16 protein-coding genes are annotated in these 13,720 nt (G+C 40.4%); 8 read left to right on the top strand and 8 right to left on the bottom strand.

Going from position 1 to position 13,720, the window contains the following annotated elements:
* Positions 1–36: 36 nt before the first annotated feature.
* Positions 37–1,227 (top strand): glycine C-acetyltransferase, encoded by a 1,191-nt coding sequence (locus tag AC1VU3_RS06690; protein ID WP_482983133.1) that lies wholly within the window; start codon positions 37–39, stop codon positions 1,225–1,227.
* A 124-nt stretch (positions 1,228–1,351) separates the two neighbouring features.
* Here AC1VU3_RS06690 and AC1VU3_RS06685 read toward each other — a convergent pair whose 3' ends face one another.
* Positions 1,352–1,972 (bottom strand): hypothetical protein, encoded by a 621-nt coding sequence (locus tag AC1VU3_RS06685; RefSeq protein ID WP_482983132.1) that lies wholly within the window; start codon positions 1,970–1,972, stop codon positions 1,352–1,354.
* A 166-nt stretch (positions 1,973–2,138) separates the two neighbouring features.
* On the opposite strand from AC1VU3_RS06685, the gene AC1VU3_RS06680 reads away from it, so the two are divergent.
* On the top strand, positions 2,139–3,095 hold the full coding sequence (locus AC1VU3_RS06680; RefSeq protein ID WP_482983131.1) for an L-threonine 3-dehydrogenase: 957 nt from the start codon (positions 2,139–2,141) through the stop codon (positions 3,093–3,095).
* Positions 3,096–3,748: 653 nt separating this feature from the next.
* Here the strand turns inward: AC1VU3_RS06680 and AC1VU3_RS06675 are convergent.
* From AC1VU3_RS06675 to thiD, 4 genes are all read right to left on the bottom strand, one after another.
* Entirely contained in the window at positions 3,749–5,092 is a 1,344-nt protein-coding gene (locus AC1VU3_RS06675) for a YjiH family protein (protein WP_482983130.1), read from the bottom strand.
* Positions 5,093–5,200: 108 nt separating this feature from the next.
* On the bottom strand, positions 5,201–5,887 hold the full coding sequence (gene bshB2 / locus AC1VU3_RS06670; RefSeq protein WP_482983129.1) for a bacillithiol biosynthesis deacetylase BshB2: 687 nt from the start codon (positions 5,885–5,887) through the stop codon (positions 5,201–5,203).
* Between the two features lie 12 nt (positions 5,888–5,899).
* Complete coding sequence (locus AC1VU3_RS06665; protein WP_480389674.1) at positions 5,900–6,250, bottom strand: YojF family protein; 351 nt, start codon at positions 6,248–6,250, stop codon at positions 5,900–5,902.
* A 261-nt stretch (positions 6,251–6,511) separates the two neighbouring features.
* The gene (gene thiD, locus AC1VU3_RS06660; RefSeq protein ID WP_480389673.1) at positions 6,512–7,345 is read right to left on the bottom strand and encodes a bifunctional hydroxymethylpyrimidine kinase/phosphomethylpyrimidine kinase; all 834 of its coding nucleotides are present in this window, start codon (positions 7,343–7,345) and stop codon (positions 6,512–6,514) included.
* Positions 7,346–7,555: 210 nt separating this feature from the next.
* Here thiD and AC1VU3_RS06655 point away from each other — a divergent pair, with 210 nt between their 5' ends.
* From AC1VU3_RS06655 to AC1VU3_RS06640, 4 genes are all read left to right on the top strand, one after another.
* Positions 7,556–8,311 carry a DUF4230 domain-containing protein gene (locus tag AC1VU3_RS06655; RefSeq protein ID WP_482983128.1) on the top strand — a complete coding sequence of 252 codons (756 nt, stop codon included), beginning with the start codon at positions 7,556–7,558 and terminating at the stop codon, positions 8,309–8,311.
* Positions 8,283–8,969: a uracil-DNA glycosylase gene (locus AC1VU3_RS06650; protein WP_482983127.1), complete on the top strand. Its 687-nt coding sequence runs from the start codon at positions 8,283–8,285 to the stop codon at positions 8,967–8,969. The genes AC1VU3_RS06655 and AC1VU3_RS06650 overlap by 29 nt, the downstream gene beginning before the upstream one ends.
* A gap of 213 nt (positions 8,970–9,182) precedes the next feature.
* Positions 9,183–9,428, top strand: a complete 246-nt coding sequence (locus AC1VU3_RS06645; RefSeq protein WP_480389670.1) for a YwdI family protein — start codon at positions 9,183–9,185, stop codon at positions 9,426–9,428.
* 19 nt (positions 9,429–9,447) lie between these two features.
* Entirely contained in the window at positions 9,448–9,828 is a 381-nt protein-coding gene (locus tag AC1VU3_RS06640) for a DUF423 domain-containing protein (protein WP_480389669.1), read from the top strand.
* Positions 9,829–10,038: 210 nt separating this feature from the next.
* On the opposite strand, the gene gerQ is transcribed toward AC1VU3_RS06640, so the two are convergent.
* The 3 genes from gerQ to hemQ form a co-directional block, all read right to left on the bottom strand.
* Positions 10,039–10,416 carry a spore coat protein GerQ gene (gene gerQ, locus AC1VU3_RS06635; protein ID WP_482983126.1) on the bottom strand — a complete coding sequence of 126 codons (378 nt, stop codon included), beginning with the start codon at positions 10,414–10,416 and terminating at the stop codon, positions 10,039–10,041.
* A gap of 18 nt (positions 10,417–10,434) precedes the next feature.
* On the bottom strand, positions 10,435–10,860 hold the full coding sequence (locus tag AC1VU3_RS06630) for a cell wall hydrolase (protein ID WP_482983125.1): 426 nt from the start codon (positions 10,858–10,860) through the stop codon (positions 10,435–10,437).
* A 147-nt stretch (positions 10,861–11,007) separates the two neighbouring features.
* Entirely contained in the window at positions 11,008–11,757 is a 750-nt protein-coding gene (gene hemQ / locus AC1VU3_RS06625) for a hydrogen peroxide-dependent heme synthase (protein ID WP_482983124.1), read from the bottom strand.
* A gap of 154 nt (positions 11,758–11,911) precedes the next feature.
* On the opposite strand from hemQ, the gene pta reads away from it, so the two are divergent.
* Together pta and lipL are read left to right on the top strand one after the other, a co-directional pair.
* The gene (pta, locus tag AC1VU3_RS06620) at positions 11,912–12,850 is read left to right on the top strand and encodes a phosphate acetyltransferase (protein WP_480389665.1); all 939 of its coding nucleotides are present in this window, start codon (positions 11,912–11,914) and stop codon (positions 12,848–12,850) included.
* Positions 12,851–12,861: 11 nt separating this feature from the next.
* The gene (gene lipL, locus AC1VU3_RS06615; RefSeq protein ID WP_480389664.1) at positions 12,862–13,701 is read left to right on the top strand and encodes an octanoyl-[GcvH]:protein N-octanoyltransferase; all 840 of its coding nucleotides are present in this window, start codon (positions 12,862–12,864) and stop codon (positions 13,699–13,701) included.
* The last annotated feature ends 19 nt before the right edge of the window (positions 13,702–13,720 follow it).

Raw genomic sequence — 13,720 nt, 5'->3', positions numbered from 1 at the left:
TAAAGAAGACTATTTTTGTTTGAAAGGAAGATGACTTTGTCTAAAGTACTAAATAGCTTTTTAACAGAAAATCTAGAAGAACTAAAAAATCAAGGTTTATATAACGAAATTGATCCAGTTGAGGGAGCCAATGGTCCAATTATCCAAGTTGGTGGTAAGCAGCTGATTAATCTTTCCTCTAACAACTACCTAGGCTTAGCAACAAACGAAGAGCTTAAGGAAATTGCTAAAAAGGCAGTGGACAAGTACGGTGTAGGTGCTGGTGCCGTTCGCACAATTAACGGAACCTTAGATCTACATATTCAATTAGAGGAAAAGCTAGCAGAATTTAAGGGGACAGAGGCCGCAATCTCTTTCCAATCCGGCTTCAATTGTAATATGGCTGCTATTTCTGCTGTCATGGATAAAAATGATGCCATTTTATCTGACCAATTAAACCATGCTTCCATTATCGATGGCTGTCGTTTATCGAAAGCAAAAATAATTGCCTATAAGCATTCAGATATGGAAGACCTTCGTGCAAAAGCAAAGGAAGCAACAGAATCTGGTTTATATAATAAAGTAATGGTCATCACAGACGGGGTATTCTCGATGGATGGAGATATTGCAAAGCTTCCAGAAATCGTAGAGATTGCAAAGGAATTTGACCTAATTACGTATGTAGATGATGCTCATGGATCTGGAGTAACAGGTAAAGGGAAGGGTACTGTAAAACATTTTGGCTTGGAGAAGGAAATTGACTTCCAAATCGGAACCTTATCAAAAGCAATTGGGGTAGTAGGTGGCTATGTTGCTGGGAAAAAGGATTTAATTGACTGGTTAAAGGTTCGTTCTCGTCCATTCTTATTCTCTACAGCTTTACCTCCAGGAGATGTGGCGGCAATCACGGCTGCAGTTCAAATGATTATGGATTCTACGGAGCTTCACGACAAGCTGTGGGAAAATGGTGATTATCTGAAAAAAGGCTTATCGAAGCTTGGCTTTAATATAGGTGCGTCCGAAACTCCAATCACGCCATGTATTATTGGAGAAGAAAAATTAACACAGCAATTCTCGAAGCGCCTATTTGAAGAAGGGGTATACGCGAAATCTATCGTATTCCCGACTGTACCAAAGGGCACTGGTCGTGTTCGTAACATGCCAACAGCCGCTCATACAAAGGAAATGCTAGATAATGCCGTAGCAATCTACGAAAAAGTAGGAAAAGAACTTGGGGTAATTAAATAGATGATAGATGGTAATCGAGTGTTATACTCGGTTACTTTTTTTATGGAGAATAATAGTTTCATAGTTAATGGAGGAAAAAGTAAGGGAGGACTGCATGGTGCAATCCTCCCTCATGGTGACTTCCTTAAATCGCAAAAGAATAATATAAGGAATACTTCTGAACCCCTCTTGCGTGAAAGACGCTTTTTTTCGCCTCTTCTTCATATAAAGCGTGATTCCCTTGCTCTTTTGCAATTAATGCCTCAATAGCATGCTGCATCCAAGCACTTTTTAATTGCGAATCCTTAATACTTCTAGCTTCCTCGTAATTTCCTTTTAAAACTTCCACATATGCTATGTAATAAGACCGTAAAGGCTCTTTTTGAATCTGCTTCGCATGGGCTTCAGCTCCAGCCGCATTTCTTTCGAAAATTGCTAGCATCGTTTTATAAACCTGCTGCATATAAGGGGACTTATACCTCGCCAAAATTGTTTCAATGGCTTTCCTGATTTCTTCCTTATCCTCATTTTTTAAAGCTAGTGGTAATGCAAAAACAGGATTCTTTCTATTTCTAATTAAATGCTTTTCAATCCTAGTAAGGTTATTAGAGCCATACACGACATAAAGTTGTGGAGCTGTCTGTAGTATGAAGTAGAAAATCATTACTGTAATAAAAATTAACCAGAACGGTAGCTCGTAAAAATGCATGACCATAGTTAATAATACGCCAAGTATAAAAGTGATACCTATTTGTACATATTTCATAAAAAACCTCCTTCTAGTAATTATAACAGATAAAGAGAGGTATATAAGTTGTATTTTACCAATGAACATACTATAATTAGCAACATGAAAAGCTAGTAATACCAATGTTTTATTAAAATAAAGTGTACTTTCTAAAAATACAACTGTTTTTGAAAGGGAGATATCTTTGAAAAAGATCATAGTCACCGGTGCTCTTGGACAAATTGGTTCGGAGCTTACCACGAAGCTAAGAAAAGAATATGGTACAGACAATGTGTTGGCAACCGACATTAGACATATATCCTCTGCCGTTACGGAGGAAGGACCTTTTGAGCTGCTAGATGTGACAGATGGTGAAAAAATGCATCAGCTTGCTAAAGATTTTCAAGCAGATACAATGATTCACATGGCAGCGTTATTGTCTGCTACCGCTGAAGCAAAGCCGTTGCTTGCTTGGAATTTGAACATGGGTGGCTTAGTGAATGCACTAGAAGCATCTCGTGAATTAGGCATGCAATTTTTCACGCCAAGCTCTATCGGTGCGTTCGGTCCGTCCACACCAAAAAAGAATACACCACAAGACACCTTACAGCGTCCGACTACTATGTATGGAGTAAACAAAGTATCCGGAGAGCTTTTATGTGACTACTATTATCATAAGTTTGGAGTGGATACGAGGGGAGTGCGTTTTCCAGGGCTAATATCCAATGAAACACTGCCTGGAGGAGGAACCACCGACTATGCAGTGGATATTTATTATAAGGCACTAGAAAAGGGTGCCTACACCTCCTACATCGCTGCCGGTACTTATATGGACATGATGTATATGCCTGATGCATTGCAGGCAATCGTGGATCTAATGGAAGCAGATCCGACGAAGCTCATTCACCGAAACGCGTTCAACGTAACCGCAATGAGCTTCGAGCCAGAGGAAATTGCTGCGTCTATACGTAAAGTAATTCCTGAATTCACAATGGACTACGATGTGGATCCAGTTCGTCAAGCAATTGCTAACAGTTGGCCAGATAATATAGATGCAACCGCTGCAAAAGAAGAGTGGGGCTTCCATTTTCAATACGACCTAGATGTCATGACGAAGGACATGATTGAAAAACTAAAATTAAAACAAGTAAAAAAAGCTTAACAGCAAAAAGACCATGCCAAGCTAGGCATGGTCTTTTTTTGATACTAGTAATGGTAAGAATAACTTAAGGTGAGAGATATTACTGCTGACCGCAAGTAAACTGTTAAATTCCGCAAGTATCCTCCCGTTAAGCGCAAGTAACTTTGTAGAGAACGCAAGTAATACGAAAATAGATACAAGTAAACCAGTAATAACCGTAAGTATTTCCATGTTATTTCCATAAAGAGCTAATATCTTAGGGGTACTTAGTGACAGCGTTAACTTACGATCTGGTTTCTATTTCTAATCCTGACTGTATTAATTCAACAGACAGAGGCTTGCACTAAACCATTTGCTTTCTTGATGGGTTATAACCTTTGAAATGCATTGACCAATTTTAAAATTAGAAGGAAGTATGATTGGTTCGGAGCAGCGTCGGCGACTCCAGCGGGAGCAGGGTGATAGGTAAGACAGCACAACCACGCGCGCAAGCGATGGGTGCTGGCTTACCACGCCCCCGCGGAAAGCGTCCGACGCAGCGGAGAACCATAGGTTCGACCACTATTTCCTGTTTGCTCCATAGAAAGCCTTCGACGATTCTAACCCAATATCCCCAAAAAACAAGAAAACACCTATGATTTTAACAAACCATAAGTGTTTTCTAATCAATACCATTAAAATAGCAAATGTGCTACCCCAGCAATAATTGGGAACGAAATCAGTGTGCGAAGTAGGAAGATTGCAACTAGGTCTTTAAAATTCACTGGAATTTTGGATCCTAATAGTAAGCCGCCGACTTCGGACATATAGATTAATTGCGTTACAGACATGGTTGCGATAAAGAAGCGAGTCATCTCAGAATCGATGGAGCTTCCTAGAATAGAAGGAAGGAACATGTCTGCAAAACCAACAACCATTGTTTGAGCTGCTTCTGCTGCTTCTGGAATACCAAAGAGCATGAGCAATGGTTCAAACGGTTTTCCTAGAATTGTAAAAATAGGAGTGTATTCTGCTAGCATTAAGGCAATTGTTCCAAAGGCTAATACTACTGGAGCTACCCCTATGTACATATCTATTACGTTTTTGAAGCCGTCTTTAAAGAATCGAGATATCGAACGATTCTTGTCTGCTGTTTTTAATGCATTTTCTAATCCATGAGTAAATGCATTGTAGTTAGCAGGATATTTTTCTGCTTCTAAATCTAATGGTTTTCCATTTACATAGGTTTCTTCTTTCCCTTTTAACGGATATATGCGAGGCATAATTAGGGCTAAAACGATACCACAAAGAAGTACAGTTAAATAGTATGGTACAAAGTATGCTCCTAAATTCAACTCTTCTAAAACGACAATACAGAATGTGATAGAAACAACGGAGAAGGTCGAACCGATAATAGCTGCTTCCTTTTTCGTATAGTAACCATCCTCATATTGTCTAGCCGTTAAAAGGACACCAATTGTTCCGTCTCCCACCCAAGAAGTTAATGCGTCAACAGCAGAGCGACCTGGAAGCTTGAATATGGGGCGCATCACTTTTTCCATCATTGTTCCGAAAAATTCTAATAAACCGTAATTCAATAACAATGGTAAAAGCAATCCTGCAAAAAGGAAAATCGTGAATAGGAACGACACTAAGCCACCATCTGGATCTAAGAGTGTCCCACCGGTATTTTCGCTCCAGATTGCCTCTGGTCCAATTTGAAAAATGATTAGCACAGCGAAGATGGCACCAACCACACGGGTGATTGTCCAAAATATAGAGACTTTAAACAGATTATTGATAAACGTTTCTTTTTTCCTCACAAATAAATGCATCACGGAACCAATAGCTGCTACTAATAGCGTGACTAATACAATCCAATGAATAATAGGAACCAAGGTACCTGCTAATAGATTTGCAAACAAAGCTACTGGAATCTTCAGTTCCCCATTGATTGGGAGTGGAATCATGAATAATAAGACTCCGACAATCGAAGGAAGGAGGAACAATAGCCATGTTGATAAATTAAATTTTTTCAAGCGTAAACCCGCCTTTTTATATTTGTATAGTTATACAATATCAAATGATATTTATACACATCATAAAACACTTAGGATAGTACGTCTATAGCATGCGGGAAAGTCCTATTATTCGAAATCTTTATTAAAATCATACGTATAGAAACGCTCAAAGTGCAGCCAGTTTTCTGCTTCTGGTTCACCATCGGCTAGCCTTTTTTCCATTTCCTCTAGCATCCAAGCGGTTTGGGAGATATGCGCTCTCATTGCCCCAAGCTTCTCCTCGGAGGACTCTTCAATATTGTGTACGATGTCTGGTTCGCCCAATACTTCCCCTGCATTGTTAGAAAATGCTACAGCATAAATTTTTGGACGTTCCTCTACTTTCATTCGGCGTACTGCACGTATGACTGCTCTTCCTGTTGCGTCATGGTCTGGATGTACAGCAAAATTAGGATAGAATGTAATAATCAAGGAAGGGTTCGTATCTTGAATAAGTGATTCCATCATTTGAACCATTTTTTCATCGTCCTCAAATTCAATTGTCTTATCACGGAGACCCATCATTCGTAAATCTTTTACACCCATTGCCTCAGCAGATGCGATTAGCTCCTTTTTACGGATATGTGGAAGTGTCTCTCGTGTAGCAAAAGGAGGGTTTCCTAAGTTTCTACCCATTTCTCCTAATGTAAGACATGCATAAGTAACTGGAATTCCTTGTTTGACATAGGTTGCGATTGTTCCAGAAACGCCAAAAGCCTCATCATCTGGGTGGGGGAAAATCACTAATACGCTTCGTTCCATTGGTAAGCTCATTGTTTTACCTCCTTAATATGTAAATGGCGTTCTACTAATTTGTAATGCTACTGCAAGTTTGCCACTCTGATCATGTCCAGCCATTAATAATCTTCCGTGTTCATCTAACTCGAAGTGTGTAATTCCTTGCGCATACACCCAACCATGTGGAAGCTTTAAGCCGACTCGATGTGGTGATTCTCCTGCAACCTTTCCTAGCTCATATCGAAGAACAACATTTCGGATAAATGCCCCCGCATTAAAAACGTTCTCATTAAAATGAGTAGCGTAGGCTCCGTTTGTTGTTTCTAAATGGATATATACATCCTCGTTTGCGTAGGAGTTTATTAACTCCTGTAACTGCTCTATATCAACTGGCTTCATACTTTTTGCCTCCTAGTTTAGCTGTCTGTAAATAGTATAATGAAAAAAACTTTGCCTTGCGAATGATTGAAATTATAAGATAAAGTGAAACTTTGATTGGTGGGGGTTTTCTTTCATCCCCCACCAATCATTAGTTGAACCAATCGGGCTTTTAGGGACAGTTGATCTCCCACTTCTTTTGCCATCTTGAAGTGGGAGTCTTACTGTCCCTTAATGCGGGACAAAAAAATCGCAAAGCCGCTGGGACCCTGCGATGAAGGATTAAACAATTGTAGAGGAAACTGGTGGAGCTCCGTATTTTCCTTTTGCTCCATGAAGAACTGGTCCAACATATTGGTTAAGTTTCCAGCCGTGGGCGATTGCTGCTGAAACAAATTTCTTAGCTTCAAACACAGCCTCTGCCACAGGAAGTCCGTTTGCTAAGTTAGCTGTGATAGCAGCGGCGAAGGTACATCCAGCTCCGTGATTATATGTGGTATCTGTCTTTTCTGTTTCTAAAAGTGTATGTGTTTTTCCATCATAGAAAAGGTCAACAGCTTTGTCATGATGTAACTGTTTTCCACCTTTGATCACAACATTTTTAGCGCCAAGAGAATAAATCTTTTCAGCGGCATTTTTCATATCTTCAATAGTTTTTAAAGTACCAATTCCAGAAAGCTGTCCTGCTTCAAATAGATTTGGTGTAACTACTAGGGCACGAGGCAACAGATGCGTAATCATTGCATCAACTGTTCCAGGGTTAAGCACTTCGTCCTCTCCCTTACACACCATCACAGGGTCAATGACGATATTCGTAATCCCTGACTCTTCTATAATATTACCTGCAGTTTCAATAATTTCTTCTGTGCTAAGCATACCTGTCTTGATAGCATCTACGTTTGTAGATAAGGCAGTCTTTGCTTGACGTTTTATTTCCTCTACTGGCAATGAAAATACTCCGTGGCTCCAGTTATTATCTGGATCCATCGTAGCAATAACAGTTAAGACATTCATCCCGTATGTTCCGTGCTCTTGGAATGTTTTAAGGTCTGCTTGGATTCCAGCGCCACCCGATGTATCTGATCCTGCTATCGTTAATGTCTTTTTAATAGTCATAGAAAATATCTCCTTTATTTGTAAAGAGCTAATATTCTTCATTGTATCAGATAGGGTGGAAAATTCAATTCAAGCATGTTGGAAGAAAAGAACACTTGTCGAAACGGGTGAACATGTTGGAAAATGGGGAATAGAGAAAGGGAAAGAATGTTTTTTAGAAACTTTTGCCCTTTTTTGACGTAAGTGAATAATAGAAAGAGAGGAATGGATATGCGAAAAGACGACAAGATCCGAGAGCTGGAAAAACTATTGAAGGAATTAAAGGCACAGGAAGAGGAAACTGCCGTAACATATACAGAAGATACACGAAGAAGGAAGAGTTTTAGCTTTTGGAAATTCCCAACCTTCCTATGGAGATTTGGTTCAAAAACAACGATAATCCTTACTCTGATTGCAATAATTCTAATAGCAGCCCTTCCATTTGCAGCCTTTTGGGCTATCCAGGGCAGTACATTTACAGAATCAAAAGGAGCTTTTTTAGAGAGAGTTCAGAACTTGAATGAGCTTGCAACTGCGGAAGCGTATACAAAGGTTGTCATAGAAAGACAGGATAATGCTTTATTCGGGCAAGAGATTGGAATAGATTTACCCGGTACAAAACGCCAGCTATTATTTGTAGTACCAGGGTCTGTGAAAGCAGGGGTCGATCTTTCCGAAGTAACGGAAGATGACATTAAGGTAAATGAAGAGAAGAAAACGGCGAAGCTTACCTTGCCGGCTGCAGAGTTTCTAAGTGAACCAGAAATACTGTTTGACCATGTGGAGATATACTCTTATGAAGGTCTATTCCGTGACGAAGCTAATATCGCCGAAGGGATTGAGCTTATACAAACAGCGCAAGATATGATGATTGAAGAGACGGCAGGTCAAGGGCTTTTATTAACAGCACAAGAAAATGCAGAGAAGGCTGTTAAAGAGTTGTTTCAATTAGTAGATTATGAGGTGGAAGTCGAATTCAAGGAGTGATTGGGTGAATAACTGGAAGGATATTCTTCAGGAGGAGCTGGACAAGCCATACTTTCAAAGGCTTCAAGCTTTTTTAGATCAGGAGTACGAAGAACACACCATATATCCGGAACGGAAAGATATAGGGAACGCCTTTCGTCTCACGCCATACGAAGAGGTAAAGGTAGTGATACTAGGACAAGACCCATATCATGGTCCAGGTCAAGCACACGGTCTAAGCTTTTCTGTCCAACCAGGAGTCAAAATCCCACCTAGCTTAAGGAATATGTTTAAAGAGCTAGCGACGGATATAGGATGCCCGATACCAACAAGCGGTTTTTTAGAGAAGTGGGCAAAGCAAGGAGTTTTATTGTTAAACACGGTATTGACTGTACGTGCTGGAAAAGCTCATTCTCATAAAGGACAAGGATGGGAAACCTTCACTGATACGGTTATCCAAAAATTATCTGAACGTGAAAAGCCGATAATTTTTGTGTTGTGGGGAAAGCCTGCGCAAACAAAAAGTAGATTAATAGACACAAATAAGCATGTAATCTTCCAGGCTGCACATCCAAGTCCTTTAAGCGCCAATAAAGGCTTCTTGGGAAGCAAACCCTATTCTCAGATAAATGCTCAGCTAGTTGCATGGGGTGAGAAGCCAATCGATTTCTGTTTGTAACTATGCTAAAATTATTAAATAGAAAGTAGGTTTATAAGTGGCTGTAAATTGCTTTAAGTGCCGAAACTTCTATGTAACCTGGGATGCAAATCATCCAAGAGGATGCAAGGCTTATGGCTTTAAAACAAAGGAACTCCCTTCTAAAGTAGTGAAAAGAACTTCGGGAATCGATTGTTTGAGATTTGAAGCAAAGCCAGGAGAGGGAGGACAGCAATGATCTCAAATCAACAAATATTAGGGCAGATAGAAAAGCAGCTACATGCTGCAAGGCAGAATACCAATGATCAATTGGTTAGAGAAAGTCTAGCAGCAATAAAAGCTCTCTGTGAATTGGCGTTAGATTCCTCACCAAGGGTGGAAGTGTCGCAAGTAATTTCCTCGCCTAAGATGGCTGAGCCTTCGGTGGGTACAAGAGTGCAGGAAGAGGATGCCAACGGGGATTCTATATTTGATTTTTAAATGAGAGAGGGTAGTTAACGTGAAATTTTTTCTAATTGCTGGTGCCGTTAACGGTTTTTTGTCCGTTGCATTAGGCGCATTTGGTGCCCATTTGCTAGAAGGACGAATCGAGGATAAATACTTAGCGACTTGGGAGACAGCTGTGCAATATCAGATGTTTCATGCAGTAGCACTAGTAGCTATCGGTATTTTAATGAGCAGTAAACTTTTAGGCGCAGTATCCTCATTAAATACAGCTGGATATCTAATTTTGGCAGGTATTATCATATTCTCAGGTAGCCTATATGTTCTGAGCTTAACAGGAATCGGTGTTCTAGGTGCAATCACTCCTATTGGTGGAGTAGCATTCCTAGCGGGATGGATTATGCTAATTGTATCTGCAGTTAAATACGCAAGCTAATAAACCAAATCTCCTAAGGGAGGTTTGGTTTATTTTATTTATAGCGAGTATATATACATGCAATCTATTAAAGCTGGTTTGGACAAGTAAGAAAGCACTTACGATCTTGCGAAAGGGTAAGTGCTTCATTGTTTTATCCCGCATTAAGGGACAGTAAGACTCCCACTTCAATGGGGATGAAAGAAAACCCCCACCAATCAAAGTTTCACTTTATTGCTGAAAGTATGCAATCTCCTCATCAAATGTTGCATAGTCAAAGTAAATCATCAGCATTAAGTATCTTTTTCCACTTTGATCGCTAATAATAACATGGTCTCTTCCGGCAGCTTCCACGACACCTGTAATGACAACATTGTTTCGAACAGCATTGTTGTCAAAGGTAAAATAAAACGTACCTAGTTTCCCTCTATTTAATCTTAAAATATTTTCAATAAAGGACTCTTCTGCACCACGTCTAGAAGCAGGAATAGTTATACCAGGCGTGTATGGCTGTTGCTGACCAGGAGTAAATTGTTGCTGCTGAGCAGCTGGTTGTTGAACATATTGCTGCTGTGGATAGGCAGCAGGGTTCCAATAATATTGAACCATTTATACATCCTTTCTTTTTTAAATCTCCGGACATTCGGATTCTGTTGGAGAGAAGAAACAGTGAGATTTATAGCGTCCTGAATTCCACTGACCGTACCATTGGGCAGGACAAGATGCATTTTCACCAGGATCAAAAAACCAAAGTGAACGAGTAGCTGGATCGAAACGTTCCCCATTGATAACGCGTTGAGCTAATGCTCTATCACTGTCTCTTGCTCGCTGATAGAAATAGGACTTGGTCGTAGCCTCAAACCCACCAGGTCTTTGAAACACCATTTCTTCGATAGTTCGGATGTCGGTAAAATCTAAGCAAGCAGTTCTAACTCGATTCACCCCTACATTCCCAACCATTAGCATTCCTAGGTCTCCTTCCCCCTCTGCTTCTGCCCTCATTAGCCTTGCAAGAAGGTCAACATCCTTGGACGTTGCGCGAATCACTGGCAACGTATCACCTCCTAACTTAGCCTATGCAACGATATGACAAAACATGACTAAAATTACCAAGTATCTTCAAAGGTAAATTGTAGTAACCTTATGGAGAAATAAAAAAGTATCCAGAAAAGACACATCTTCTGGATACCAAGTGAACTATTATAATTGGAAGAACTCTTCGCGTTTTTCTCCTTGCAAGATAGTTCCTACGAAGAATGAACCGAACTCCCCGTAACGAGCACTCACTTCGTCAAAACGCATTTCGTATACTAATTTTTTAAATTGCAGTACATCATCGGAGAATAAGGTAACACCCCACTCAAAATCGTCGAATCCTACGGAACCAGAGATGATTTGTTTTACTTTTCCGGCATACTGACGGCCAATCATACCGTGGCTGCGCATTAAACTCTTACGGTCATCCATAGAAAGCATATACCAGTTATCGTTTCCTTGTCGACGCTTGTCCATTGGGTAGAAGCAAACGTATTGAGAGCGAGGAAGCTCAGGGTATAGTCTTGCACGTACGTGTGGGTTTTGATATGGATCTTCGTTAGATTCTCCAGCTAGATAGTTTGATAATTCTACTACAGAAACGTAGGAGTATGCAGGGATGGTAAAGTCTGCAATCATCAATTTATTGAATTTAGCTTCTAGCTGTTGAAGCTCATCCATCGTTGGGCGCAAAGTCATTAACATGAAGTCTGCCTTTTGACCAACTACTGTATAGAAAGCGTGTGCTCCTGTTTTGGCATCGTCTGCTTTTTGAAGCTCATCTAAGAATGATAGGAACTCATCTGTCGCTTGTTTACGCAATTCTGGTGTTAATTGCTTCCAAGATGCCCAGTCCATTTGGCGGAAATCATGTAATACATACCAGCCGTCTAATGTAATTGCTGCTTCATTCATCGTGTAAAGACACTCCCTTTAAAGAAATATTTCGCATTTTTAGTTTATCACAAGGACATTAGGAAATACTATTTGGACGTGATGCATACATGACAAACTGTGACAATCTGGTGTATGCTTAAACATGTAATAACCCATATTCAGGAGGCAACAAATGGCTAATTTATTTGAAGAATTAAAAACAACTTTGGCAGGCACTAATCTAACGATTGTGTTTCCAGAAGGAGAAGATTCACGCATCTTAGAAGCTGCCAAAATCCTACAAAAGGAAGGTATTATCCATCCGATTTTAATAGGGAAAAATCTACCTGAGGATTTACACTCTATTACACCTGAAGATTTCGAGGAAATGGACGAACTAGTCGCAGCATTTGTAGAAAGAAGAAAGGGCAAGGTTTCCACAGAAGAAGCAAAGGAAATTCTAAAAGATCCTAATTATTTCGGCACAATGCTCGTGTACACTGGCCGTGCGCATGGGCTGGTGAGCGGAGCTGCTCATACAACAGCTGACACAGTTAGACCAGCACTACAAATAATTAAAACAAAGCCGGGAGTTTCTAAAACAAGCGGTGCATTTATTATGATAAAAGACGAGTTAAGATACCTGTTCGCAGATTGTGCAATCACCATAGCTCCTTCAAGTGAAGATTTGGCTGAGATTGCTGTAGAAAGCGCGAAAACTGCTGCAGCATTCGGAATTGATCCAAAGGTTGCGATGCTATCCTTCTCTACAAAAGGTTCAGCTAAGTCAGAGGAAACAGAAAAAGTTGCAAAAGCGACGGAGCTTGCGAAGCAAAAGGCACCAGAACTAACGCTTGACGGAGAGATGCAATTCGATGCAAGTATTGTTCCTTCCGTTGCCCAAAAGAAAGCAGCGGGTTCCCCAATACAAGGAGATGCAAACGTGTTTGTATTCCCATCACTTGAAGCTGGAAATATTGGATACAAAATAGCAGAGCGTCTTGGCGGTTTTGAAGCAATTGGTCCAATTTTACAAGGCTTAAACGCACCAGTGAACGATTTATCAAGAGGATGTAACGCAGATGATGTGTACAAGCTAGCATACATTACTGCTGCTCAGGCATTAAAGTAAGGAGAAACGGTATGTCAGAAATAGATGGTTTATTAAATCGAAAAGAATGGCGCTTTTGGGATCAGTCCATTAGCGGAAGAGATAAATCGGCCCTGGAATCGTTCGCTACAGATGACCTATTATGTCATTTAGTTGGCCAGGGGCTTTCTCCTGCGACCATACGAACTTGGGTACACGATCAAACGGTCGTAATGGGTATTCAAGATCACCGACTCCCATTTGTAGAAGACGCTCAGATGGTGCTACGTCAAAACGGCTATACACCAATTGTACGAAATTCTGGTGGTCTGGCGGTCGTGTTAGACGAAGGTGTGCTGAACATATCCATCATTCTTTCCGAAAAGGACCACTCTATTGATATAAATACTGGCTATGATGTAATGCTTACTTTTATTCGGTTGCTTTTCCCAGAGGCGAAAGATCAAATAGAGGCCTATGAAATCATAGGCTCCTATTGCCCTGGTTCCTACGATTTAAGCATAGGTGGAAAAAAGTTTGCTGGGATATCCCAAAGAAGATTACGTCAAGGGGTAGCCGTTCAAATCTATCTATGTATAGAGGGGAGCGGAAGTGAGCGAGCAGAACTGATTCGCTCCTTCTATGCAGCCGGATTAAAAGGAGAGCAAACAAAATTTCGTTATCCAGAAATAAAACCAGAGGTAATGGCATCCATTAACGAGCTTTTAGGAACAGATTTTACCGTTCCAGATATTGTTCTTCGGATCCAACACCTTCTTCATGAGCTAGCAGGTACCGTTCGTGCTTCCGTTTTACAGGAGGAAGAGCTGGAACTCTATCAATTTTACCTAGAACGGATGATTCAAAGAAATGAGAAGCTGCTAGCAAAATGAGAACAACTGAAGGTAATTA

Source organism: Psychrobacillus sp. Z16_25 (assembly GCF_056856695.1).
This window is presented reverse-complemented; position numbering and strand designations above follow the sequence as displayed.

Bases quoted from the DNA above. Each gene is read 5' to 3' on its own strand.
- AC1VU3_RS06665 (WP_480389674.1), bottom strand. From the start codon at position 6,250: ATGAAGCCAGTTGATATAGAGCAGTTACAGGAGTTAATAAACTCCTAC.
- hemQ (WP_482983124.1), bottom strand. From the start codon at position 11,757: ATGAATGAAGCAGCAATTACATTAGACGGCTGGTATGTATTACATGAT.
- pta (WP_480389665.1), top strand. From the start codon at position 11,912: ATGGCTAATTTATTTGAAGAATTAAAAACAACTTTGGCAGGCACTAAT.
- gerQ (WP_482983126.1), bottom strand. From the start codon at position 10,416: ATGGTTCAATATTATTGGAACCCTGCTGCCTATCCACAGCAGCAATAT.
- lipL (WP_480389664.1), top strand. From the start codon at position 12,862: ATGTCAGAAATAGATGGTTTATTAAATCGAAAAGAATGGCGCTTTTGG.
- AC1VU3_RS06650 (WP_482983127.1), top strand. From the start codon at position 8,283: ATGAGGTGGAAGTCGAATTCAAGGAGTGATTGGGTGAATAACTGGAAG.
- AC1VU3_RS06685 (WP_482983132.1), bottom strand. From the start codon at position 1,972: ATGAAATATGTACAAATAGGTATCACTTTTATACTTGGCGTATTATTA.
- thiD (WP_480389673.1), bottom strand. From the start codon at position 7,345: ATGACTATTAAAAAGACATTAACGATAGCAGGATCAGATACATCGGGT.
- AC1VU3_RS06655 (WP_482983128.1), top strand. From the start codon at position 7,556: ATGCGAAAAGACGACAAGATCCGAGAGCTGGAAAAACTATTGAAGGAA.
- bshB2 (WP_482983129.1), bottom strand. From the start codon at position 5,887: ATGAGCTTACCAATGGAACGAAGCGTATTAGTGATTTTCCCCCACCCA.
- AC1VU3_RS06645 (WP_480389670.1), top strand. From the start codon at position 9,183: ATGATCTCAAATCAACAAATATTAGGGCAGATAGAAAAGCAGCTACAT.